The organism is Dyadobacter sediminis, assembly GCF_005860765.1.
Taxonomy (GTDB): Bacteria; Bacteroidota; Bacteroidia; order Cytophagales; family Spirosomataceae; genus Dyadobacter; species Dyadobacter sediminis.
The window spans coordinates 144,266-168,590 of the sequence record NZ_VCEI01000011.1 but is presented as its reverse complement, the minus strand read 5'-3'; the positions used below and the strand labels follow the sequence as shown (position 1 = coordinate 168,590).

Annotated in this window: 17 protein-coding genes and 4 tRNA genes; 16 read left to right on the top strand and 5 right to left on the bottom strand. The window is 45.5% G+C overall.

Going from position 1 to position 24,325, the window contains the following annotated elements; all coding sequences use genetic code 11:
• Nucleotides 1–509: 509 nt before the first annotated feature.
• The 5 genes from FEM55_RS01675 to FEM55_RS01655 all read left to right on the top strand — a co-directional run bounded on the left by FEM55_RS01675 (nucleotide 510) and on the right by FEM55_RS01655 (nucleotide 4,703).
• Nucleotides 510–917 carry a response regulator gene (locus FEM55_RS01675; protein ID WP_138279582.1) on the top strand — a complete coding sequence of 136 codons (408 nt, stop codon included), beginning with the start codon at nucleotides 510–512 and terminating at the stop codon, nucleotides 915–917.
• A 134-nt stretch (nucleotides 918–1,051) separates the two neighbouring features.
• Nucleotides 1,052–2,761, top strand: coding sequence for a circadian clock protein KaiC (kaiC, locus tag FEM55_RS01670; protein ID WP_138279581.1), 1,710 nt, complete (start codon nucleotides 1,052–1,054; stop codon nucleotides 2,759–2,761).
• A 33-nt stretch (nucleotides 2,762–2,794) separates the two neighbouring features.
• Nucleotides 2,795–3,094, top strand: coding sequence for a circadian clock KaiB family protein (locus FEM55_RS01665; protein WP_138279580.1), 300 nt, complete (start codon nucleotides 2,795–2,797; stop codon nucleotides 3,092–3,094).
• The gene (locus FEM55_RS01660) at nucleotides 3,091–3,411 is read left to right on the top strand and encodes a circadian clock KaiB family protein (protein WP_138279579.1); all 321 of its coding nucleotides are present in this window, start codon (nucleotides 3,091–3,093) and stop codon (nucleotides 3,409–3,411) included. The genes FEM55_RS01665 and FEM55_RS01660 overlap by 4 nt, the downstream gene beginning before the upstream one ends.
• A gap of 2 nt (nucleotides 3,412–3,413) precedes the next feature.
• On the top strand, nucleotides 3,414–4,703 hold the full coding sequence (locus FEM55_RS01655) for a sensor histidine kinase (protein WP_138279578.1): 1,290 nt from the start codon (nucleotides 3,414–3,416) through the stop codon (nucleotides 4,701–4,703).
• Between the two features lie 122 nt (nucleotides 4,704–4,825).
• Here the strand turns inward: FEM55_RS01655 and FEM55_RS01650 are convergent, their stop codons facing one another.
• From FEM55_RS01650 to FEM55_RS01625, 4 genes are all read right to left on the bottom strand, one after another.
• The gene (locus FEM55_RS01650; RefSeq protein ID WP_138279577.1) at nucleotides 4,826–5,173 is read right to left on the bottom strand and encodes a response regulator; all 348 of its coding nucleotides are present in this window, start codon (nucleotides 5,171–5,173) and stop codon (nucleotides 4,826–4,828) included.
• Between the two features lie 1,385 nt (nucleotides 5,174–6,558).
• Nucleotides 6,559–6,632: transfer RNA gene (locus FEM55_RS01635), tRNA-Arg, on the bottom strand.
• A 74-nt stretch (nucleotides 6,633–6,706) separates the two neighbouring features.
• A tRNA-Pro gene (locus tag FEM55_RS01630) sits at nucleotides 6,707–6,780 on the bottom strand.
• Nucleotides 6,781–6,852: 72 nt separating this feature from the next.
• Nucleotides 6,853–6,939, bottom strand: a tRNA-Ser gene (locus FEM55_RS01625).
• Between the two features lie 129 nt (nucleotides 6,940–7,068).
• On the opposite strand from FEM55_RS01625, the gene FEM55_RS01620 reads away from it, so the two are divergent.
• The 11 genes from FEM55_RS01620 to FEM55_RS01570 all read left to right on the top strand — a co-directional run bounded on the left by FEM55_RS01620 (nucleotide 7,069) and on the right by FEM55_RS01570 (nucleotide 20,736).
• Nucleotides 7,069–8,031 carry a vWA domain-containing protein gene (locus FEM55_RS01620; protein ID WP_138279576.1) on the top strand — a complete coding sequence of 321 codons (963 nt, stop codon included), beginning with the start codon at nucleotides 7,069–7,071 and terminating at the stop codon, nucleotides 8,029–8,031.
• A 38-nt stretch (nucleotides 8,032–8,069) separates the two neighbouring features.
• Nucleotides 8,070–8,789 carry a hypothetical protein gene (locus tag FEM55_RS01615; protein WP_138279575.1) on the top strand — a complete coding sequence of 240 codons (720 nt, stop codon included), beginning with the start codon at nucleotides 8,070–8,072 and terminating at the stop codon, nucleotides 8,787–8,789.
• Nucleotides 8,790–8,804: 15 nt separating this feature from the next.
• A complete protein-coding gene (locus FEM55_RS01610) occupies nucleotides 8,805–9,752 on the top strand; it encodes a phosphoribosylaminoimidazolesuccinocarboxamide synthase (protein WP_138279574.1) in 948 nt (315 codons plus the stop codon).
• Between the two features lie 88 nt (nucleotides 9,753–9,840).
• Nucleotides 9,841–10,263 (top strand): STAS domain-containing protein, encoded by a 423-nt coding sequence (locus FEM55_RS01605; RefSeq protein WP_138279573.1) that lies wholly within the window; start codon nucleotides 9,841–9,843, stop codon nucleotides 10,261–10,263.
• A 377-nt stretch (nucleotides 10,264–10,640) separates the two neighbouring features.
• Entirely contained in the window at nucleotides 10,641–15,224 is a 4,584-nt protein-coding gene (gltB, locus tag FEM55_RS01600) for a glutamate synthase large subunit (protein ID WP_138279572.1), read from the top strand.
• A 60-nt stretch (nucleotides 15,225–15,284) separates the two neighbouring features.
• Nucleotides 15,285–16,793, top strand: a complete 1,509-nt coding sequence (locus tag FEM55_RS01595) for a glutamate synthase subunit beta (protein ID WP_138279571.1) — start codon at nucleotides 15,285–15,287, stop codon at nucleotides 16,791–16,793.
• A 121-nt stretch (nucleotides 16,794–16,914) separates the two neighbouring features.
• Nucleotides 16,915–17,538, top strand: a complete 624-nt coding sequence (locus tag FEM55_RS01590) for a polysaccharide deacetylase family protein (RefSeq protein WP_138279570.1) — start codon at nucleotides 16,915–16,917, stop codon at nucleotides 17,536–17,538.
• A 47-nt stretch (nucleotides 17,539–17,585) separates the two neighbouring features.
• Entirely contained in the window at nucleotides 17,586–18,590 is a 1,005-nt protein-coding gene (locus tag FEM55_RS01585; protein WP_138279569.1) for a glycosyltransferase, read from the top strand.
• A 116-nt stretch (nucleotides 18,591–18,706) separates the two neighbouring features.
• Nucleotides 18,707–19,468: a TatD family hydrolase gene (locus tag FEM55_RS01580; RefSeq protein ID WP_138279568.1), complete on the top strand. Its 762-nt coding sequence runs from the start codon at nucleotides 18,707–18,709 to the stop codon at nucleotides 19,466–19,468.
• Between the two features lie 30 nt (nucleotides 19,469–19,498).
• Entirely contained in the window at nucleotides 19,499–20,572 is a 1,074-nt protein-coding gene (locus FEM55_RS01575; protein WP_138279567.1) for an asparaginase, read from the top strand.
• Nucleotides 20,573–20,649: 77 nt separating this feature from the next.
• Nucleotides 20,650–20,736 (top strand) — tRNA-Ser (locus tag FEM55_RS01570).
• Nucleotides 20,737–21,202: 466 nt separating this feature from the next.
• On the opposite strand, the gene FEM55_RS01565 is transcribed toward FEM55_RS01570, so the two are convergent.
• Nucleotides 21,203–24,316, bottom strand: a complete 3,114-nt coding sequence (locus FEM55_RS01565; protein WP_138279566.1) for an efflux RND transporter permease subunit — start codon at nucleotides 24,314–24,316, stop codon at nucleotides 21,203–21,205.
• Between the last annotated feature and the right edge of the window lie 9 nt (nucleotides 24,317–24,325).

Below are 24,325 nucleotides of genomic sequence, written 5' to 3'. Positions count from 1 at the left end.
ACAATCATGCTAACAAATGGCCATATTGTGCATTATCTGCCCCATAATGTGTCTGATTTCCGCAATTGGTTATTACAGCACGAGGTAGAAGATTTAAGGCTGTCTTATATAAATACCGATTCCAACTGATTTTCCTGTTTTATTATTTAACGGCCGGATCGTGTAGTACATTCATTGTTTGTCTACATGATCCGGCGTTAATACAATTCATGCTGCAAACTTCACTGCTCTTCCGGACAGGTAATATAACACCATGCGTTTTCCGGTATGGATCAGCATAGCGGTTCCTGCTCTACACTCCTATCGCATTTGTACGCTTTTACGCCGTTGATTTATTCCATTCCGACTACACCTGCAATCCGTTCCGGATATTTTCACAGACATTTATCATATCGCCTTTTAGATTTTCTATTACCTTTATTGCCAACTGCCATTACGCTCCGGCATGTAGCGGTACAATGGTAGGTAACCTATACCAATAAAACCAAGTTGTGATTGAGCAACAGCAAATGAAAAAAACCAATATTGTATATCTTGCAGACGATGATGAAGATGACCGGTTTTTTATAAGAGAAGCACTGGAATCCGCGGGTCAGCAGATCGAGATTTTTGAAGCTGAAAACGGGATCGAACTGTTAAGCCTTATTCAGCAAAAATCGCAGTCGCCGGCCTCACTCATATTAATGGATATGAACATGCCTAAAATGAACGGGCTGGAAACCATTGCAGCCATCCGGTCCGACCCCAGCCTTTCTGCGGTTCCGGTTGTAATGATCTCGACTTCCTCCAATGTTTCATTGATTGAAAAGGCCTATGAAGCAGGCGTAAACCTTTTTATTGCCAAGCCAAGCACATTTGAGGAATTCAACAGCATGGGTTCCGAGCTGGCTGCACAGTTCCTCGATACTCCCAATTAAATCAGGCAGTATACTTTACAGAACAGTAATTTCAGCCACATCAAACGACTTCGATGCACGGACTTTGCAGGAACGCTATTTGTCCGGAATTCTGAACAAACACTTCAAATTATAACTTCCGAAACAACATTTTAATGATTATTGAACCCTCTGAATCAAAGCCTTTGCTACCGTCTTTACCCAAGGCATGCACCGGTATAAAAGGACTTGACGAAATCACGGGCGGCGGCTTGCCGCAAGGAAGACCCACGCTTGTATGCGGATCTGCGGGATGCGGAAAAACAGTTTTTTCAATGGAATTCCTGGTTCATGGCGCGCTTATGTACAACGAGCCCGGCGTATTCATGGCCTTTGAGGAAAAAACAGAAGAACTTACAATTAATGTGGCATCACTAGGCTTTGATCTGGAAAAACTGCAGCAGGAAAGGATGATTCGGCTGGACCATGTGCATCTGGAACGCAGCGAGATCGAAGAAACAGGCGAATACGATCTGGACGGCCTTTTTATCCGGCTTGGACATGCCATTGACAGCATAGGCGCCAAGCGCGTTGTGCTGGATACCATAGAAAGTCTGTTTTCCGGACTGACCAATCAGGCTATCATACGGGCTGAACTCAGAAGGCTATTCGAATGGCTGAAAGATAAAAAAGTGACCACTATTATTACCGGTGAAAAAGGAGAAGGCACGCTGACAAGGCATGGCCTGGAAGAATATGTCTCCGACTGCGTTATTCTGCTGGATCATCGTGTGGAAAATAAAATTTCCACAAGGCTTTTACGGATTGTCAAATACCGCGGCTCTGTACACGGAACAAACGAGTATCCTTTTCTTATTGACGAAGACGGGATCTCCGTGGTTCCGGTTACTTCGCTCGGTTTATCGCATGATGTTTCGTCCGAACGCATCAGTTCGGGTGTTTCGGGACTGGACAGTATGCTGGGCGGTAAAGGCTTTTTTCGGGGAAGCAGTGTACTTGTATCCGGAACAGCAGGAACAGGAAAAACAAGCCTGGCAGGCAGTTTTGCAAATCAGACCTGTGTCAGTGGCGAGCGCTGCATTTATTTTGCCTTTGAAGAATCGCCCAAACAGATTATCCGCAACATGCATTCCATCGGCATTGACCTGCAAGCCCATGTAGATAACCATATGCTCCGGCTGCTTGCCTCCCGGCCTACGATCAATGGACTGGAAATGCATCTGCTATCGATAACCAAACAAGTTCTGGATTTTGATCCAAGTGTCGTTATCCTGGACCCGATTACCAATCTGGTATCCGTCGGATCTGTAAGTGAAGTAAAAAGTGTCCTCATACGGCTTATTGATTTTTTACAAGGTGCGGATATTACGGTTATGTTCACTGCGCTTTCCCTGAACGACAACATTTCTGAACAGACAGACGAAAGCATTTCCTCCCTTGTGGATGCATGGCTGCTTGTGCGGGACATTGAATTTAACGGAGAACGCAACCGCGGGCTGTATGTCATGAAATCGCGCGGCATGAAGCACTCGAATCAAGTCCGCGAGTTTGTGATTTCCGATTCCGGGCTGGATCTTGTGGATGTGTATATGGGCCGGGACGGCATTCTGACCGGATCAGCGAGAGAAGAACAGCAGCTTGCCGAAAAAACGGAAAATGTAATACGCACTCATGCAGTCTCAAGAAAGGATAAAGAAATTGAAAGAAAGAGAACGGTTCTTGAGTCCAAAATAGCCAGTCTCCGGGAAGAGTTCGATTCCATGCAGGACGAGCTGAACAAAACATACGTTGAAGAAGAACTGACCAGAAAAGTAATGGAGCAGAACCGGCAGGAAATTCTTCAGAAACGGGGAGGAATACAATAGAATTAAAATTTAAGTGAGCCAATAACAAGCTGAATGGAAGACACCGGAGAAATATGGGAATTGAGGTTATACATTGCGGGCAAAACGGCCAAATCGGTTGCTGCACTGGAAAATCTGAAAAAATATTGTGAAGAATACCTGAAAGACAAGTATGTGATTGAAGTCATCGATTTGCTTGTGCATCCACAGCTTGCCGAAGGCGACCAGATTCTGGCCATTCCGACCCTTGTCAAAAAAGTCCCGGAGCCAATCCGTAAAATCATCGGTGACCTTTCCAACAAGGAAAAGGTGCTGGTTGGATTGAATATTCGTCCTGCAAAGAAACCGGAATGAGCAAGCACCCAGAACTTTCACAGGATGAGGACTATCCGGAAGACAGCGACTTTTATGTCCTCCGCCTGTATGTAACCGGCGCATCCATCAATTCACTGCGCGCCATTGTTAATATAAAAGAAATCTGCGACAAGTACATTCCGGACAGCTATTCACTGGAAATCATTGACGTTTACCAGCAAAAATCCATTGCAGAACAAGAGCAGATCATTGCTTTACCTTTGCTGATCAAACGTTTGCCGCTTCCGGAAAAACGCTTGATCGGAGACATGTCTGACACATTAAAGGTGCTTAACGGCCTTGGAATTGCGATATAATCATGAACACTTCAAAGACCTACGAGCAGCTTTTAAAAGAAAACGAAGAACTTCTCTGGCAACTGGAAGAAGCAACGGATACCATTAACGCAATCCGCTCGGGACAAGTGGATGCGCTGGTAGTTAAAGACCCTGACGGCGAACACCAGCTTTTTACGTTGAAGACAGCGGACCAGTCTTACCGCGTGTTTATAGAGAAGATGAATGAAGGTGCCGTAACACTTAACCGGGACGGTATTATTCTGTACTGCAATTCCATGTTTGCGTCCATGATCAATTTGCCGCTATCGAAAGTAGTCGGCATGTATTTCGAGACTTTTATACACGGAGATTACAGGAAAGCTTATGCAGACCTGTTTGAAAAAGGCTGGCTTGAAGATAATAAATCGGAACTTTGCCTTGACCGCGATGGACAGGAAGTTCCATGCCAGCTTTCTGTAACAACGCTTCAACTGGACGAAGGTCCCTCGCTCAGCATTATTGTAACCGATCTGAGTTTTCAGAAGGAAATCCAGCAGCTTCTTAGACAGAATAATCAGAGGCTGGAAGAAATCAACCGTGAACTGGAAACCAGCAATCACGATCTTCAGCAATTTGCATCCGTTGCTTCGCACGATCTTCAGGAACCTTTACGCAAAATCCTGATTTTTTCAACCATGCTGCGAAACCGGCATATCCATGAACTTACCGGTGACAGCCTGAATTACCTCGACAAGATTATTTCGTCTTCACAACGGATGCGATCCATGATTAATGACATTCTGAGTTACTCACGGCTATCTACCCATGTGAACCATTTTTCCATGACCAGCCTGCGGGAAATTGTCAACGAAGTTATTGAAGATTACGAAATCCTGATCAATGAAAGAAACGCTACGGTAATCGTCAACGAACTTCCGGAAATAGAGGTAAACAGAGGCCAGATCAAGCAGGTTTTTCAAAATCTGATCAGCAACTCCATCAAGTTTTCCAAAGCCGGTCAGCCGCCTGTTATCCGGATTTCCGGTACGATTGTACCAAATCCCGACGATATGCCGGTAACAGCGCAAAACAACGGCAAAGTATGCACAGTAACGATTTCCGACAATGGAATCGGCTTTGACGATGTTTATAACGAAAGGATTTTTTTCCTGTTTGAACGACTGAATACCAAGGATAAATACGAAGGTTCCGGGATCGGGCTTTCCATTACCAAAAAGATTATAGACAAGCATAACGGCACGATTTCAGCAAAAAGCCGGGAAGGCGAAGGCGCAAGCTTTACCATAACTTTGCCGGTTTTCCAGCAGTGACTGGGTTATGGCATACGGTTTTGAATAATTCCTGACAACTTATCGTTGCAGCAGAAATGAAAGCGGCAGAATCCTTTTAAAAGAATTCTGCCGCTTTTGCGTATGCTACACCGGAAATCGAATCAATTCCGTTCAATCAGCTGGCGTAACTGAAGTTCATCCCAGGGTTTGTTAAGATAACTGTGAAAGTATCCTTTAACGGCAGCAACCTTGAATTCATCGGTATAAGCGTTGCCGGTAAGCAGAACGCGCCTGCTTTCAGGAAACTGGCTGGAAACCAGTTTAAGGAATTCCAGACCGGTCATTTCGGGCATATGATGATCCGTGAAGATGATATCGATTTTGTTGTTGTTCAGAATCCGGAATCCTTCATCCGTAGTACTTGCCACGTAGACGTTTACGTCTCTTCTGAAAGTTGCTTTAAAGGAATTCAGATTGTTAATTTCATGATCAATGTAGAGTACGTTCATTTTAATTGTTAAATCAAGTAGGTTATATGTAGTTAATCAGTCGCAAAGTACAGTAAAGTTCATCCAAGTATACTAAATGTGTGACAAGATGGTTTAATTATGGTGCCAAGTAGGTTTTTTCAGGTGTTAAAACTTGTATGAACTATCCTTGGCATATACGAAATCCCCATCCTACCAGATTGTTACCAAAAAAAATTTAATTAATCCTATTAAAACCCTGCCATAACTTAGAAGTAGCTGGAATCATATGCGTCCGGTTCCACCCTGTTTTGCATGATGTATTCCCTTTTCAACTTCATTTTATGGACTGGAACGACATTAAATTGAACCGGTTTGTCAATGGACCGGATCTTAGGAAAGTAGACTTGCCATTGATAAGTAACCGATATTAAAAAAAGTTTAACTAATTGAAATACAACTATTTACCTTATTTATATAAACGATTTGTGAAGAAAAAAGTTCTTTGTGAACCTAAATTGACCTTGTCGTTGATTTTTCTCTTGTATGCCGCAGAACCTGAAATAATTCTAGGAAGAATGGATAATTTGCCGTAAACCTTAGAAAACAAAAAAGGAGCCCTGAAACAAGGCCCCCTTTATCACTGTAACAATTAACCCTACAATTTAACAGCTCAGATGGAAATGATACTTGATAGCTTCACAATCCACATCTAAATCCCTGACAATAAAGCTACAAAATATATCTTATTAGTTTGCAACTATCCACAAACTTTTTCTACAATTTTTTTTTATCTAAATAAATCTGAAAAGATTTAAATGGAATATGGTGAAGAAAATCTGGATAAGAGAACATCAATAATGACTCCATTGCTTACAGATTATAAGAATTTGGAAAACACTTATAAAGTGATAATAAAAGCAGTTTGTGGTTGATAATGCCATGGCCAAAAAAATCAAGCACTCAGCAAATAATTGCCAAGTGCTTGATTTTTTTGGTGATCCGGATGCGATTCGAACCGCGCCGGCGGACCGGCATGACCTACTGCTTGGAAGCAGCTTATTACTTAACAATTGTACTGTCAAAAACAAAAAAAGCGCTCAGTAAATCATTGCCAAGTGCCTGATTTCCTAGTGATCCGGATGTGATTCGAACCGCGCCGGCAGACCGGCATGACCTGCTGCTTGGAAGCGGTTGCTCTATCCAGCTGAGCTACCAGACTATACTGTCAAAAACAAAAAAAGCACTCAGCAAATAATTGCCAAGTGCCAGATTTTATAGTGATCCGGATGCGATTCGAACCGCGCCGGCGGACCGGCATGACCTGCTGCTTGGAAGCAGTTGCTCTATCCAGCTGAGCTACCAGACCGTACTGTCAAAAACAAAAAAGCACTCAGCAAATAATTGCCAAGTGCCTGATTTTATAGTGATCCGGATGCGATTCGAACGCATGACCTACTGCTTAGAAGGCAGTTGCTCTATCCAGCTGAGCTACCAGACCGTTCACTTTAAAAAAAATTAGGCAGTCAGCAGTTCGCAGTCAATCTGCATACGGCCTACTGCCTAAACTTTTTGTCGGGGAGACAGGATTCGAACCTGCGACCCTCTGGTCCCAAACCAGATGCGCTACCGGGCTGCGCCACTCCCCGAAATTATTTTACTTTAACAGGCCTTCTGTATTTTCACTTCTTGCCTGTTGCTTTTCCTTTATTGAATCGGTGTAGAGGAAGCGGGATTCGAACCCGCGGTACCCTTGCGAGTACGGCAGTTTAGCAAACTACTGGTTTCAGCCACTCACCCATCCCTCCTTCTTTCCGTTCTGGGTTGCAAATATAGAAGGTTGCCGTTCAGAAAAACAAACATTTTCTGAAAAAACTTTATCAGAACCTTAATTTGCCCTATTTTTGAAAAAGTTTAAAATACACAATACGTTCATTATGAACTGGAATTACCCGTTTGATACCACTGAAATTTTATTTATATTTTTTTTCATACTTGTCTACACCGCCTACATTATCCGCACTGTCCGCATTGCGCGGCAGTTACAAACTACTGCAAGAACACTGATCATAAAACTTTTTTTAAGAAGCATTACTTTTACTTTACTTATCATCAGCCTGCTCGGCCCGTCGTTCGGAGAAACGGACCGTGACATTCAGGCCAAGGGCAAAGACATCTTTCTGGTTGTGGATCTGTCCAAATCCATGGATGCCGCGGATGTGACACCTTCGAGACTTGAAAAAGTGAAATTCGAGCTGAACCGGTTTGTCCGGAATGAAAAGACCAACCGCATCGGAATCATCATCTTTTCCAATGAAGCTTTTATTCATACCCCGCTAACCTACGACAGCGGCGCGCTTGAACTTTTTATACAATCCCTTCAGACCGACCTGCTGCCAAAAAGCGGGACCAACATCTGCGCTGCGACGGAACTGGCATACAACAAACTGATGAACGCCGCCGATCCTGCAGGACGCTCCAAACTCATGGTCCTGTTTACCGATGGCGAAAACAAGGCCAGCTGCAGCGGCATGCTCTATAATAACCTGCGAAGATTCGGGATTGGCGTTTACACCGTTGCAGTAGGCACCAAGATCGGGATCAGTATTCAGCAGAACGGAAAACCGTTGATGGATGAAAATGACCGGCTTGTAATCAGTAAAATGGATGAAACTTTTCTCAAAAATATGGCGGCGGCTGCCAGAGGAAATTATTACGACCTCAATAATGTCAAAAATGATATTCCGCTGCTGATCAACGACATTGACAAAGCAGAAGGAACCCTTGTGGATTCCAGAACCATCACTATTGTCAGTAACAAGTATTACTATTTTCTGGGTGCCGCACTGATTTTGCTCATGCTTGACGTCTTAATTACGATCGGAACTTTCCGACTGTAAGGATCAATTCTTATTTTTACGCCTCAAAGTGAATCTTTATGACCGTTTTTATTCTTTATGTCCTGCTCTGGCTTTGGGATAACCGTACATTTGATTCCATTACGAAGGCTAATCAGCGAAAGCTGGACGCAGAGCAGGCATACAACCATGCCCGGTTTTCACAATCGGCAGAATTGTATAATCAGATTACTTACGGATCACTTTTTTCGGAACCGGCTGCAAGATTAAACCTGGCGCATTCGTACTTTAAGCTTGGAAATCACAAGCTTGCCCTGAAACATTACAATCTCCTGCGCGATGTAGGAAACAACACCATTGCATCCATTGCGAACAGCCAGATTGCACTCATAAAAGTAGGTCAGAAAGATACTGCAAGTGCCTTGACAAGTTTGAAAACGGCATTGCTGCTGGAACCGGGGAACAATCTGGCAAGATCCAATTACATTATCCTGAAAAAGCATTTTTCAGGTATCCGGCCAGCTCCCCAAACTGCTAAAAACAAGCAGAAGGCAGTACAGCAAAATACAGCACAGCCTGATTTGCAGACGCCGCCCGAGCCAAAACCTGAAAGCCGGGAAGTAGCCGAAGATGCAAAAAAGGAAGAATTGCTGAAAAGCCTGCGCGCAATGAATATGTCGGAAGAACAGGCAAGAGCCATACTGGATGCAATGAAATCGAACGAATCGCAATATATTTACCAGCTCCGAAGAAAGCAGTACAACAAGAAAAACAGGCAACAGCAAGAAATAGAATGGTAATTTTACTTTAAACCAATGAATAGCATACCAGAAACCAATTTTCAATTTCCAGGTCAGACCGGATTTTACAAGGGAAAAGTGCGCGATGTTTACTCCTTTGAAAAGCGCCTTGTAATGGTTGCAACCGACCGCATTTCTGCATTCGATGTTATTCTTCCAAGAGCCATTCCGTATAAGGGACAGGTTCTGAACCAGATAGCAGCTCACTTTTTAAATGCAACGGCTGACATCGTTCCAAACTGGCTGCTGGAAGTTCCGGACCCCAATGTGAGCATTGGCCTGAAATGCCAGGCTTATCCGGTAGAAATGGTGGTGAGAGGTTATCTGGCCGGCCATGCATGGCGCGAGTACGCCGCCGGAAAACGTTCGGTATGCGGTGTCTCACTCCCGGATGGCCTGAAAGAAAATGACCGGTTGCCGCAGCCCATCATCACGCCGACAACCAAAGCGCATGAAGGGCATGATGAAGATATTTCCCGCGAACAGATTCTGGAACAAGGACTTGTGAGTGAAGATGAATACGAGCAACTTGAAAAATACACGCTTGCACTGTTTGCAAGAGGAACAGAAATGGCGGCGGATCAGGGATTGATACTGGTGGATACCAAATACGAATTCGGGCAGCTTGACAATGTGGTTTACCTGATCGACGAAATCCATACACCGGATTCCTCACGCTACTTTTACAAGGACATTTATGGGGAAAATCAGCAGAAAGGACTTCCACAAAAACAGCTTAGCAAGGAATTTGTAAGGGAATGGCTGATTGAAAACGGTTTTCAGGGAAAAGATGGACAGACTGTTCCCGAAATGACCGACGAACGCATCCAGCTTATTTCAGACCGGTATATCGAGCTTTTCGAGAAAGTTACAGGAAACAGGTTTCAGAAAAATAACTTGGACAATCCGGTGAAGCGTATCGAGAATGCTATTCTGAAAACGATAAGCAGCAATCAGGGATAGTAAATTAGACCGATTTTCATCAATTACAATAACCAGACAAACTGTTCCTATTTTTTAAAACAATTGTTTTGACTAAACGACAACGGCAATGAATTATAAACTGGAAAAAAAAGAACAATACGTTTATATAGATTTGGAAGAAGCTGCATTTGCCAAAGAAGTTCCGGCAGCTTTTGAAGAAACGGCCCGATCCATTTTCCGGGAAGGATACCATAGTCTGATTATCAACATGCAGACGGTAAAATCAGTGGATGCGGCAGGAACTGCGGTATTGAAAAAAGTGAACCGTCTTTGTACCAATGACCTGGGATTGCTTGTAATTGTTACCCGTGACGATGACTTTATTGATCTGCTGGAAGGTCTTAAAATTCCTGACCTCAATATCATGACAACCAAAGAAGAGGCAATCGATGCCGTTTTTATGAATAATCTTGAAAATGAATTCGGCGCGGGGGATGACGATTACGACGACGAAGATTACCAAAGCGTCAGCGAATCCAAGGAACCGTAAAAATAACCTTGCAAATGCATTTTTTCCGAATGCCTCATGCCTTGCTGCGTGAGGCATTTTGTTTTGGCACTCAGGAATTCTGCAAGTATTCCCTGTGTTACTAGATAGTTGGCCGGGGCTGTACAACTATCTGTTCAATCCAGCTCGTGGTTTGCTTGTAGGCTTATTACTATTTCCATATAAAATGTGACAAAAGGAAAGCAAAATGGGATTCAAGAAAATTTTGCGTTTTCATTATTTCACCAAATATTTTTTATGATTATATTGCGTGGCTTTACCCTATTCATAACATAAAACGGGTTTTGCATTTTTTTTTAATCTCTTATTTATATAGATTCTATAAACGGATTTATCAATTACGCTACAATCTTCGATAAATGTCGCAAATGTCAGAACCAATGGTAGAAAATCAGGGAATGTACCGCCCGGAATTCGAGCATGATGCATGTGGAATAGGTTTCCGGGCCAACATCAAGGGCCGTAAGTCACACCAGATCGTGGCAGATGCCATTCACATGTTAGAACGCATGGAACACCGCGGTGCTACCGGATTTGATCCCAATACCGGTGATGGTGCCGGAATTTTAATACAGATTCCTCACGAATATTTTGTTGAAGAATGTTCAAAGCTGGGATTTCAGCTGCCTCCTGCCGGAGAATACGGCGTGGGAATGATATTCTTTCCTGCCAATGAAACAATCAGGGAAGAATGCCGGGATATACTGAACCGGAAAATCAAAAAACTTGGTTTGCCGCTGCTCGGATATAGAAAAGTGCCTACTTTGAACAACACGCTTGGCGAAGGTTCATTATCCGTTGAACCGCATGTTGAACAGGTTTTTATCAAACGTCCTGATGACATTACGGATGACCTCGGATTTGAAAGAAAACTGTATATACTTCGTCAGGTTTCCGCCAGACTTATCAGAGATACCGTGAAAGGCGGTGCAAAGAACTTTTATTATTCTTCGCTTTCCTGCCGTACGATCTCCTATAAAGGACAGCTTACAACTGCCCAGTTAAAATACTATTTCCCCGATCTTGAAAACGAATCGGTTGTTTCCGCGCTTGCCGTTGTACACTCGCGTTTTTCAACCAATACGTTTCCTTCGTGGGAACTTGCACAGCCGTTCCGATACATTGCGCATAATGGCGAGATAAACACCGTAAAAGGAAACGTAAACTGGATCCGTGCTGGCGAAAAGGCATTCTCTTCCGAGTTTTTCAGCAAAGAGGAAATGGACATGATCCTTCCGATCTGCGACAGAAACCAGTCCGACTCTGCCAATCTTGATAATGCCATTGAACTGCTGCATCTTTCAGGCCGTTCGCTGCCGCATGTAATGATGATGCTGATCCCCGAAGCATGGGACGGCAATGATCAGATGGAACCGCAGCGCAAGGCTTTCTACGAATACCATGCTTCCATTATGGAACCGTGGGACGGACCGGCTTCCATTTCTTTTACAGATGGAAAAATGGTAGGCGCCACACTGGACCGCAACGGACTGCGCCCTTCGCGTTACTGGGTGCTGGATGATGATACCATTATCATGGCTTCTGAAGCGGGTGTCCTGGAAGTTGATCAGTCCCGAGTGGTTACAAAAGGCCGTCTGCAGCCCGGACGCATGTTTATCGTGGATCTGGAACAGGGCCGCATTATTCCGGATGAAGAAGTCAAAGCATCCGTTTGTTCAGCGCAGCCTTATCAGCAGTGGCTGGACGAGAACAAACTGCACGTGGATCAGCTTGATCATCCGATCCGTACCTACCGGGCTTATGACGAAGCGGCGCTGCTGAAACGTCAGGTTGCATTTGGTTATACTTCCGAAGATCTGAGAATGATTCTGGGGCCTATGGCGCAAACCGGAACAGAAGCAATCGGTTCGATGGGAATCGATGTGCCTCTGGCCGTATTGTCTGAACAAAGCCAGCATTTGTCTGCATATTTCAAACAGCTTTTTGCACAGGTTACCAATCCGCCGATTGATTCCATTCGCGAACGGGCGATTATGTCGCTGATCTCGTTTGTGGGCAGTACGGAAAATATACTGACAGAAACACCAAAACACTGCCGGCAAATCGCATTACCTCATCCCGTACTTACGGTTCAGGAATTTGATAAACTGCGTTTTGTTGACAAGGATGGTTTTCAGGCCAAAACAATCAACACGTATTTCCGTGCCGATCAGGGCGGAAAAGCATTGGAAAGAGCACTGGAAAGAATCTGCAGATATGCAACGGATGCGATTGAAGACGGATTTGAAATCCTGATCCTTTCCGATCGTGCCATCGATTCAGACCATGCGCCGATTCCGTCGCTGCTTGCAACGGCCACCATTCATCATCACCTGATCCGCGAAGGATTGAGGGGAAAAGTGGGATTGCTTGTTGAAGCCGGTGATGTTTGGGAAACGCATCATTTTGCGACATTGATCGGTTACGGTGCCGCGGCGGTTTGTCCGTACATGGCTTTTGAAACGATTGCGTATATGAAGCGCAAAAACATGATCGAAGGCGAGTTCACGGATGAAAAACTGCATTACAATTATGTAAAAGCCGTTAATAAGGAATTGCTTAAGATCTTCTCCAAAATGGGAATTTCTACACTGCAGTCTTACCAGGGCGCCCAGATATTTGAATGTGTCGGACTGAACAAAGAGGTTGTTGACCGTTACTTTACGGGTACAATCTCGCGTATCAGCGGTATGGGAATTTCTGAAATTGCCAGAGAAATCCTTGTCCGTCACAAAGTTGCCTATCATTTGACAACGGATGAAAAGCCAAAGCTTGAAGTAGGCGGTTTTTATCAGTGGAAACAACGCGGAGAAGCACACATTTTCAACCCGCAGTCGGTTCACCTTTTACAACAATCGACCAAAACAAACAGCTACGAGCTTTTTAAAAAATATTCCAAACTGATTGACGATCAAAGCCACAAGGCGCTTACCCTGCGCGGCTTGCTTCGTTTCAAAAAAGGTGCTCCGGTCCCTATTGAAGAAGTGGAACCGGTTGAAAGCATTTTCAAACGCTTTGCTACGGGTGCGATGTCCTTCGGGTCTATTTCGTGGGAAGCGCATACTACGCTCGCCATTGCCATGAACCGGATCGGGGGTAAATCCAACTCGGGAGAAGGCGGTGAAGACGAGCTGCGTTACAAACTGCTCGAAAACGGTGACAGCATGAACTCGCAGATCAAGCAGGTTGCTTCCGGACGATTTGGCGTAACAAGCCATTATCTGAGCAATGCAAGCGAACTGCAGATCAAAACGGCACAAGGCGCCAAGCCGGGTGAAGGCGGTCAGCTGCCCGGATTCAAAGTGGACGACTGGATCGGACGTACGCGCCATTCCACACCGGGCGTGGGCCTGATTTCTCCCCCGCCCCACCACGATATTTATTCCATCGAGGATTTGGCCCAATTGATTTTTGATCTTAAAAATGCCAATCGTCAGGCGCGTATCAGTGTGAAACTGGTTTCGGAAGCCGGTGTGGGTACAGTTGCTTCAGGTGTGGCCAAAGCACACGCGGATCATATCCTGATCTCCGGTTATGACGGCGGAACGGGCGCATCACCTTTAAGCTCTATCCGTCATGCCGGTTTGCCTTGGGAACTTGGCCTGGCTGAAACGCATCAGACGCTTGTAAAAAACAAGTTGCGTGGACGTGTTACCGTACAGGCCGACGGACAGCTGAGAACCGGACGCGACCTTGCGATTGCTGCGCTTCTGGGTGCAGAGGAATGGGGCGTTGCCACTGCGGCGCTTGTTGCCGCTGGTTGTATCATGATGCGCAAATGCCATTTGAATACCTGTCCGGTGGGTGTTGCAACGCAGCTAAAAGAATTGCGTGCACTGTTCTCCGGAAAGCCTGAGCATGTGGTGAACATGTTCACCTTTATGGCAGAAGAACTGCGCGAGATCATGGCGCAACTCGGATTCCGTACGGTAAATGAAATGGTGGGACAGGCACAATACCTTGAACTACGCAATGACATCAAACACTGGAAATACAAGAATCTCAACTTTGATGCGATTCTTTATAAAGAAGGCGATCTTTCAGTAGCTCAGTTCAAACAGGAAGAACAAAATCACGGAATCGACAGCATTATAGATCTGGATCTGATCAGAGTTGCTAAACCGGCGCTTGAAAATCAGGAAGAAGTGTATAGTGAATTTCCGCTGAACAATCTGAACCGCTCGGTCGGTACGATGCTTTCCAACGAGATTTCCAAAATTTACGGCGGAGAAGGACTTCCGAAAGGAAAGATCCATTTCAAATTCAGAGGTACAGCCGGACAGAGCTTTGGCGCATTCAATACCGCGGGGCTTCGACTGGAACTCGAAGGCGATGCCAATGATTATTTCGGAAAAGGTCTTTGCGGAGCGGAACTGATCGTGTATCCGGACCGGGATTCAAAATTCAAACCGGAAGAAAATATCATTATTGGAAACGTGGCTTTCTATGGTGCTACTTCCGGCGACGCATACATACGCGGAACAGCCGGTGAACGTTTCTGCGTTCGTAATTCCGGTGCAAAAGTAGTTGTGGAAGGTGTCGGCGATCATGGTCTGGAATATATGACCGGTGGACTTGCCATTATTCTTGGAGAAACCGGACGCAATTTTGCAGCGGGAATGTCGGGCGGCGTGGCGTATGTGCTGGACAAAGCCAATACTTTCCGTGAAAAAGTGAACATGGAAATGATTACGCTTGAACCTCTGAATGAAGAAGACAAAGGAATTCTGCGCGAATACCTTGACAAGCATTTCCAGTATACAACGAGTAACATTGCATTTCAGCTGATCCAGAACTGGGAACAATCGGTCAAGCAGTTTGTAAAAGTGCTTCCTTCCGATTTCAAAAAGGCCCTGGAAGGACGCGGCGTTACGCTTGCCCAGCAGATTGCAGACAAGAATGTTGTTTACAAAGACATCGTCGTGGATGTTGTGCATCAGTAGTCACAGTCTGGATTTTGAACATTATTAACAAAGAATAACGATTTAACAAGCATATAAAGAATGGGAAAACCGACCGGATTTTTAGAGTTTGAAAGGGAGTTGCCGAAGAAAAGAAGCGTTGAAGAACGCCTTCACGATTACAGTGAAATTGAAAACGCACCCGACGACTCTAGTTCCAAACAGCAGGCAGCCCGTTGTATGGACTGCGGAATTCCTTTTTGCCATAACGGTTGTCCGTTGGGAAATATAATCCCGGAATTCAACGACGCCGTTTATGATGAAAACTGGGCTCTTGCTTACGAAATTTTATCGTCTACGAATAACTTTCCGGAATTTACCGGACGCATTTGCCCGGCTCCGTGCGAGTCGTCGTGTGTACTGGGCATCAACAAACCGCCGGTTGCCATTGAATACATTGAAAAGGCAATCATCGAAAAGGCATTTGAACTGAATCTTGTCAAGCCGAAAATGCCTAAAACACGTACCGGTAAAAAGATTGCAGTCGTTGGTTCCGGCCCGGCCGGACTGGCAGCAGCCTATCAGCTTAATCAGGCGGGACATACGGTTGTTCTGATGGAAAGAGCTGATAAAATCGGCGGACTGGTCCGTTACGGCATTCCTGATTTCAAACTGGACAAGCATGTAATTGACCGAAGGCTGGCAGTGATGCAGGAAGAAGGCGTTCAGTTTCGGACCAACGTGAATGTGGGCGTGGATGTAAAAGCGGATGAGCTGCTGGATGAATTTGATGCTGTACTGCTTACCATGGGATCTACGGTTCCGAGGGATGTCAAAATTGACGGCCGTCATCTGAAAGGCGTTCATTTTGCGATGGAATTCCTGAGCCAGCAAAACAAGCGCGTGGCAGGAATTAATCCGGAATATGACCATCGTGGCGCACCTTATGCAAACGGACAGATTATCGCCAAAGGCAAGCATGTAGTAGTGATTGGCGGAGGCGATACAGGCTCTGACTGTGTAGGAACTTCGAGCCGTCATGGTGCTGCTTCTGTTACACAGATTGAACTGATGCCGATTCCGCCGAAAGAACGCGATGCAAGTACGCCGTGGCCAAACTGGCCGATGATGCTGCGCACGTCCACTTCGCATGAAGAAGGTTGCGACAGACACTGGTCTATCAATACAAAAGAATTTGTCGGTGACGAAAACGGCAACCTTAAAGAACTGAAAATTGTGGATCTTGACTGGCAGAAAGATCCTGCAACAGGCCGGATGCAAATGAAGGAAGTGCCCGGAAGCGAAAGAAGTATTCCTTGTGACCTTGCGTTCCTTGCAGCAGGTTTCCTGCATCCGCAACAGGAAGGACTGCTTTCGGATCTTGAACTTGAGTTCGACGAGCGCGGAAATATCAAGACAAACGGGTATCAATCCAGCAGCAATGAAAAAGTTTTTGCTGCGGGCGATTGCCGCCGCGGACAATCCCTGGTTGTCTGGGCCATTAGTGAAGGTCGTGAGGCAGCGCGGGCAATCGATGAGTATCTGATGGGGCAATCTTTTCTGGAAGCCAAGTCAGTGTCCATTTTCAATCCTACATTTGCCCATGCTTAACGAATAAACATTAAGCCAGCCTCTATATTATTAGTAAAAAAGGAGCTGCTCTGAATGGGCAGCTCCTTTCGTTTTATTCCTGTTTATGCTGAACTTGGCACCGGATCTAATTTTTTACTGAATGTTTTTACATTATTCCCCTTTCTGGCTGAAAGCATTCTTTCCCGGTTTTATCTGGCATGTACCGGTAAAGGAAAAAAAAATTTTCCTCACTTTTGATGACGGTCCGATCCCGGGCATTACCGAATTTGTACTGGAAACACTCGATGCGTATTCTGCCAAGGCTACTTTTTTCTGCATCGGCGACAATGTCCGCAAGTACCCGGAAATATTTCAGAAAGTACGCACAAACGGACACGCAGTCGGAAATCATACCTTTCATCATCTGAACGGCTGGAAGACCGAAGATGAACTTTATCTGCAGAACATAGCGCAATGCGAACAGCAGCTTGCGGTTGACACGGTTCTGTTCAGGCCGCCATACGGCCGTATCCGCAGAAGTCAGTCGCGACAGGTACGGAAAACACGTAAAATCATTATGTGGGATGTACTGAGCGGTGATTTTTCCGCAGAACTTTCTCCTGAAATTTGTTTAAAAAAAACCATTGAGTATACACGGCCTGGCTCAATTGTTTTGTTCCACGACAGCATCAAAGCTTCGACCAACATGCAGTATGCACTTCCCGCTTTTCTGGAACATTTCAGCACACTGGGATATAGCTTTGAAGCATTGCCGATGCATTAACGGCATTTGCAGGAAGAAGAATCCATCTCAACAGAACCAAATGTTAAATGCCGAATACAGATCATATTGTTCAAATAAGTGTTTTAGTTGCTGCCCGTAATGAAGAGAAAAATATAGAAAGGTGCCTGAGATCGCTCCACGAGCTTGAGTTCAGTAAAAATAAGATCGAATTTATTATTGGAGATGATGACTCAGACGATCAGACTGCGGAAATTATCAAGCGTTACATTGCCGACAAACCCCATTTTATATACCGGAAAATTACTGAAACGCTGCCCGGCCTGAAAGGAAAAGCCAACGTACTTGAACAGCTTGCGCATTTGGCAAAAGGCCAGTATTTTTTCTTTTGCGATGCCGACATTGCCGTTCAGCCCACCTGGATTACAGCGATGCTCTTGCATTTCAGAAAAAAGACCGGCGTTGTGGTTGGTGTGACACGCATGAAAAAAAGCCATTTTCTGGCCGATTTTATTTCCATGGAATGGCTTTATGTGCTGAGTACAATTCGGTTGGCTGCCATCAACAAGATTCCGATTACGGGAATGGGAAACAATATGGCCGTCACCAGAGAAGCCTACTTTGCAATCGGCGGCTATGCATCCATTGGCTTTTCCGTTGTGGAAGACTATACGCTCTTCATGGCAATCGTCAGAAAAGGATACGATTTCGACGTGGCATTTAACCGTAAAATCCTCAATTTTTCGGAGCCGGTCAATACATGGAGCGAACTTTTGAGACAGCGCAAAAGATGGATACACGGAGTCATGCAGTCATTCTGGGCAACGAGGCTCACCGTTATTGTTTCAGCATGCCTGGTTCCGGCATTGCTGATCCTGATGTTCTGGAATCCGGATTTGTCGCATAAACTGCTTTGGATTCATTACCTGGCAATTACAGGTGCAGCCTTTACAACCATCAGCATTCTAAAGCAGAAGGATCTGGCTCTGATTGCTGTTTTTTTCTGGTTTTATATGGTTAGTATCAGCGTTCTGATGCTGATTATTTACCTTCTTCCCGGCAAAACAGTATGGAAAGGAAGGGAATACGAATGACAGCACTACGGTTATATTTAAAAAGTAAAATTGACTTCGTAACATCAGATTACATGAATTTTTCCAATCGTATGCCGAAGAATTCTATTATGATGATCTGCTTATACAAATAAAAAATGATTGAAACGCACGCGCATATTTACAGCGATGATTATGCAGATGACCGGGAAGAAATGCTCGAACGGGCCTGGAATGCAGGAATTCAGCAGATCTGGATGCCAAATTGTGATCATGCAACCATTGACAGCATGATGGCACTCGCAGAAAGATTTCCGGGCAAATGCCTGCCGATGATCGGCCTCCACCCTACTTACGTCAAAGACGATTTTGAAAAAGAACTGCAGATTGTGGAGGATTGGTTAAGCAAAGCCCAGTTCATTGCCATCGGCGAAATCGGGATGGATCTTTTCTGGGACAAAACTTTTCGGGAGCAGCAGGAAAAAGCTTTTTTGTATCAATGCGAACTGGCCGTCAGGCACAATCTCTGGATCGACATTCACAGCAGAAATGCCTTTTGGGAAACGGTGAAGCTGATCGAAGATTTTGGAAACAGTGCGTTAAAGGGGATTTTTCACTGTTTTACCGGAACACTGGAAGAAGCGAACAAAGCCATTGAACTTGGTTTTAAAATCGGGATCGGCGGCGTAGCCACATTCAAGAACGGCGGACTGGATAAAGTAATTCCTTTTATTGACCTGGAACATATCGTACTTGAAACCGACAGCCCGTATCTGGCCCCGACGCCGTTGCGGGGTAAAAGAAACGAAGTCGCGTATATCGACCTTGTTGCACAGCGGGTTGCAGATCTGAAACAGATTCCAAAATCCGAACTGATCATGGCAACGGACCATACGGCTATGAATTTACTAAAAAAATAATGACCTGTTTTTCTTGAATGTACTGCCGGAATGACTTATAACAAAATCCATATTGCAACTGCATCGCCGGAACTTACAGTGGGTTCGGTACTGGTTATTTATACGGGTGGCACACTCGGAATGGTGTACGAAGTAAAGGAAAAACAGCTTGTACCCTTTCATTTCGACCAGATCATTGAAAGAGTTCCTGAAATAAGCAGGCTGAATTTCGACATTACCTTTCTATCATTGAACGAGCCGATTGATTCGTCCAACATGAACCCCGACATCTGGATCGAACTCGCCACCATTATTGCCGATGAATACACGCATTATGACAGCTTTGTAATTCTGCACGGAACCGATACCATGGCGTATACCGCTTCGGCGCTGAGTTATTTGCTGGAAGACCTGAACAAGCCCGTCATCCTGACCGGCGCGCAGCTTCCCATCGGGGTCGCCAGATCGGATGCGAGAGAAAATGTGATAACGGCACTTGAACTTGCTTCGGCCCGTAACAGCGAGGGTTTGCCGGTTATTTCGGAAGTATGTGTTTATTTTAACTCCATGCTGCTTCGCGGAAACCGTTCCAAAAAACAGGAAAGTTCCAATTTCAATGCCTTTCACTCCGAAAATTATCCTTATCTCGCCAATGCCGGCGTACGCATCGAATACAACTGGCCTTATATAAAGCCTTTTGAGCCGGGAAAAACATTGCAAGTTCAAAAACGTCTGGATACAAATGTGGCTTTTCTTAAGATGTTTCCAGGTATCAATGCCCGTGTTGTACATTCCATTCTGCAAATGGAAGGTCTGAAAGGCGTGGTTCTGGAAACTTACGGGGCGGGTAATGCAACGACGGACCAATGGTTTCTGGATGCCGTTGCACAAGCTATTTCCCGAGGAATGGTTCTGTTCAATGTGTCTCAGTGCGACGGCGGACGTGTTGCACAAGGCCACTATGAGACAAGCAGGTTTTTAAAGCAGGTCGGCGTTGTCAGCGGCTCCGATATAACAGCAGAAGCGGCCATTACCAAGATGATGTATGTTTTCGGCCGGGAAAATGACCCCGCAAAGTGTGCCCGAATGCTGGCAACACCACTGCGCGGAGAAATGAGTATTTAATTAAATCTTTGATTTCTATGCGTCCATAATTTGCATGTAAATCTAAAAAAGCTATATTTGCACCCTTGAAACCACACAGAGAGGTGTCCGAGTGGTTGAAGGAGCTACCCTGGAAAGGTAGTATGTGGGTAACTGCATCGAGAGTTCGAATCTCTTCCTCTCTGCAAAATGCCGTTCCTGATTTCAGGAGCGGCATTTTTAGTTTGGGGGACAAATGTATTGAACGGTACGATTAAGAATCACAATACTTGTGTCTGACAAGAAAGCGTCCTCTTCTTCCCGAAAATAAGTACCCGCAGCATTGTACGAGATTTTTTAAAACAACCGGTACTGCGTCCAAATTTCTAGTGGATAAATAGATAGCACAATCCCCTCTTTCCTTTGTGCCGGAAATTGCAAGGAAAGAAAGCAGCATCAAGTAAGCCAAAGCATTTATATAACGGCGATTTCCTGAACAGATGCTTTATAGTATGTGTGCATTGTGACTAAACATCCGCAATCCTTGCTAAAATCAAGTTAAAGAACAGAAGGCTTTTAGGATCCTAAATAAAAAATGCTCCGGAAAATTTTCCGGAGCATTCAGGTTTTCCGCTTTGAACTTGCGGTATGTTAACGAACTGATTATTTTACTTAAACAACTTCCAGAGTTTCAGTTTCAACGGTCTTTTTTCTGGTAAAACGTGCTTTTAAGCGGTCAATGACAAGGTACGTGGAAGGCACCACAAGCAATGTCAGTAACATGGAGGAAGTAAGTCCGCCAATGATTACCCAAGCCATGCCGTTTTTGGTTTCCGCACCGGCACCGCTGGCCAAAGCAATCGGGAGCATACCCAGAATCATCGCAAGGGTTGTCATAAGGATCGGGCGTAAACGCTCTTTTCCGGCTTCGATCAAGGCATGCACCACATCTTTTCCTTCCGCCTTCAGCTGATTGGTAAAGTCCACGATCAGGATCGCATTCTTGGCCACCAGACCCAGCAACATGATCATACCCACAATCGAGAATACCGTAAGGCTTTCCATGGTCAGCGCCAGCGCCAGGAACGCACCGATAAGCGCCACCGGAATCGAAAACAATACTACAAACGGATAAATGATACTTTCGTAAAGCGCCACCATAATGAAATACACCAGTACAATGGCAATCAGCAGGGCAAGGCCAAGGCTTCCGAATGCGTCGGATTGTTGCTGCAACTGGCCAAGATACTGGATACTTACGCCAGTTGGAAGCTTTTGCTGCCCCATTTTTGTCTGAATATCGGCACCTACCGTTCCGACCGGACGGCCTACAACCTGTGCATTAACCGTAACCGAGGACAACCGGTCCACACGTTCCAGAACGCTCTCGCCGATCTGTTCCTGTATACTGGCAAACTGCGATAGCTCAAAAGTCCTGCCCTGACTGTTTACGAATGTCAAACGGCTGATATCGTTTGCGCTTGTGCGGTCAAACTGATCGAGGCTGATCAGAATATCGTATTCGTTTCCGTTCTGTTTAAATTTGGACTGGTCATTTCCACGGAAGGCATTTTGCAAGGCACCGCCTACTTCCGCCGCATTGATTCCTAGCTGAGCCATTTTTTCACGGTCCAGATTTACGGAAACTTCCGGCTTCGGATCTTTTACAGAATATTTAACATCCTGTGTTCCCGGAACGGATTTGACAACGTTCATAACTGTTTCAGCTGTTTTACGAATGTCTTTCAGATTTGTACCTTTTACGGCAATCTGGATCGGCGCCTGCGAGTTACCGACCAGCCCGACAGGACTCACCGTCACTTTTACACCCGGAATCTGCCCTACTTCTTTTTTCAGCATCTGACCAAAATCATCAGTTGAAATCGTCCGTTCTTTCTTGTCTATAATCTTTACATTGATGTCAGCAACGTTGGCATTGGAGGACGTAGCGATACCACTGCTTGTGTAACCGACATTGGAAAACACATTCACCACTTCCGGATGCTTCATAATAATCTCTTCCGCGCGCTGGGCTACTGCATTGGTCTGGTAAATAGAGGCAGTCGGAGCCAGTTCCACATTGATTGCCATTTCGCCCTGATCCGCCTGCGGCATAAATGCAGCACCGATAAAACCGGCCGGAACCAGTGCAATGGCACCGAACAACATCGCAAGCACGGCAATAAAAACCCATCTTTTATGATGCAATGAGGATTCGAGCACGCGGCCGTACCAGTTGGTAATTCGCGTGATGATATTTTCAAAACCAAGGTTCAGACGGCCCCACAGCGAATTGCGGCTCAGAATTTCAACCTTTCCAAAACGGGAAGCCAGAAGCGGTGTCAAAGTAAAGGAAACGATCAAACTCATCAATGTCGAGAATACAACCACCAGCGCAAACTCACGCAGGATGTTCCCGATCAGACCGCCTGTCATCGCCAGCGGCACAAACACCACAACGTCCACAAGGGTAATCGCAAGCGCAGTAAAGCCGATTTCACTCCGGCCTTCCAGTGCAGCTCTCCGCTTGTCCTTACCCATTTCAAGGTGACGGTTGATGTTTTCCAGAACCACAATGGAGTCATCGACCAGAATACCGACTACCAGCGAAAGGGCCATCAAGGTCATCAGGTTCAATGAAAATCCCATCAGGTACATCAACGCAAAAGTCGGGATCATGGAAGATGGCAGCGCCACAAGCACAAACATCGCTGAACGGAAACTGTGCAAAAACAGCAGCATCACGATCGATACGATTACAATCGCAAGCATCATGTCAAAAACCACTGCATCGGCAGAAGCCAGTGTATACACCGACTGATCGTTGGCAATGTTGAATTTCAGGTTGATGTTGCTGTACTGTTTTTCAAGTTCTGCAATCCGGGTACGCGTCAGTTCACTGACCGACACCGCATTGGCATCGGATTGTTTCTGGATCTGCATACCGATGGAGGGCTGCGCGTTGATGTGGTTGATAGCCGTCGGCTTTACCGTGGCATCCACCACTTCGGCCACATCTTTCAGCTGCACTTCACTGCCATTGGTTTTACGCGCAACAATCAGGTTCCGCAAACGCGCCATGGTTTCTACAGAAGCATCAAAACGGATCGAGAACTGCTGTTCACGCGTTTCCACCGATCCGGCCGGGTAGCTGGTGTTTGCTGCTGCAATCGCCTGCGATACCTGCGTGATCGAAATGCCGTATGCACGCAACTTGTCCTGATTTACATTCACCTGAATCTCACGCTCGCTGCCGCCGATCACATTCACTTGCCCTACGCCGGACACGTTGGAAAGCTGCGGCTTGATGTTGTCATCTATCAGGTCATAAAGTGCTGTCGGGGCAAGGTTCGCGGTTACACCCATACGGAGTACCGGAATTTCATCCGTTGAAAATTTATTGATAATCGGACGCTCGGCTTCGTCCGGCAGGTCGTTCAGGATCTGCTCTACTTTACGCTGTGCATCCTGTTGTGCAAGGGTAGTATTCACCCCGTTTTTAAGCTGGATAACAATGATGGAAGCACTTTCCTGAGAAGTGGAAGTCATGCGGTCCAGACCTTCCAGGGATGAAAGTGCATCTTCAACACGTTTTGTTACATTGGTTTCCACTTCATCCGCGGATGCGCCGGGATAAGTGGTTGCCACACTGATGACATTGGCTTCAAACTTTGGCAACAAATTGTATGATAGCTCTTTGTAACTCAATGCACCAAACAGAATCAGTACAATGAAGACCGTGAGGATCAACAACGGCCGTTTAACGGCTACTTCGGTAACTGACATAGTTTATCT

Excerpts from the sequence above, each read along its gene's own strand:
- FEM55_RS01675 (WP_138279582.1), top strand. The coding sequence starts at position 510 with ATGAAAAAAACCAATATTGTATATCTTGCAGACGATGATGAAGATGAC.
- kaiC (WP_138279581.1), top strand. The coding sequence starts at position 1,052 with ATGATTATTGAACCCTCTGAATCAAAGCCTTTGCTACCGTCTTTACCC.
- FEM55_RS01665 (WP_138279580.1), top strand. The coding sequence starts at position 2,795 with ATGGAAGACACCGGAGAAATATGGGAATTGAGGTTATACATTGCGGGC.
- FEM55_RS01660 (WP_138279579.1), top strand. The coding sequence starts at position 3,091 with ATGAGCAAGCACCCAGAACTTTCACAGGATGAGGACTATCCGGAAGAC.
- FEM55_RS01655 (WP_138279578.1), top strand. The coding sequence starts at position 3,414 with ATGAACACTTCAAAGACCTACGAGCAGCTTTTAAAAGAAAACGAAGAA.
- FEM55_RS01650 (WP_138279577.1), bottom strand. The coding sequence starts at position 5,173 with ATGAACGTACTCTACATTGATCATGAAATTAACAATCTGAATTCCTTT.
- FEM55_RS01620 (WP_138279576.1), top strand. The coding sequence starts at position 7,069 with ATGAACTGGAATTACCCGTTTGATACCACTGAAATTTTATTTATATTT.
- FEM55_RS01615 (WP_138279575.1), top strand. The coding sequence starts at position 8,070 with ATGACCGTTTTTATTCTTTATGTCCTGCTCTGGCTTTGGGATAACCGT.
- FEM55_RS01610 (WP_138279574.1), top strand. The coding sequence starts at position 8,805 with ATGAATAGCATACCAGAAACCAATTTTCAATTTCCAGGTCAGACCGGA.
- FEM55_RS01605 (WP_138279573.1), top strand. The coding sequence starts at position 9,841 with ATGAATTATAAACTGGAAAAAAAAGAACAATACGTTTATATAGATTTG.
- gltB (WP_138279572.1), top strand. The coding sequence starts at position 10,641 with ATGTCGCAAATGTCAGAACCAATGGTAGAAAATCAGGGAATGTACCGC.
- FEM55_RS01595 (WP_138279571.1), top strand. The coding sequence starts at position 15,285 with ATGGGAAAACCGACCGGATTTTTAGAGTTTGAAAGGGAGTTGCCGAAG.
- FEM55_RS01590 (WP_138279570.1), top strand. The coding sequence starts at position 16,915 with ATGTTTTTACATTATTCCCCTTTCTGGCTGAAAGCATTCTTTCCCGGT.
- FEM55_RS01585 (WP_138279569.1), top strand. The coding sequence starts at position 17,586 with ATGCCGAATACAGATCATATTGTTCAAATAAGTGTTTTAGTTGCTGCC.
- FEM55_RS01580 (WP_138279568.1), top strand. The coding sequence starts at position 18,707 with ATGATTGAAACGCACGCGCATATTTACAGCGATGATTATGCAGATGAC.
- FEM55_RS01575 (WP_138279567.1), top strand. The coding sequence starts at position 19,499 with ATGACTTATAACAAAATCCATATTGCAACTGCATCGCCGGAACTTACA.
- FEM55_RS01565 (WP_138279566.1), bottom strand. The coding sequence starts at position 24,316 with ATGTCAGTTACCGAAGTAGCCGTTAAACGGCCGTTGTTGATCCTCACG.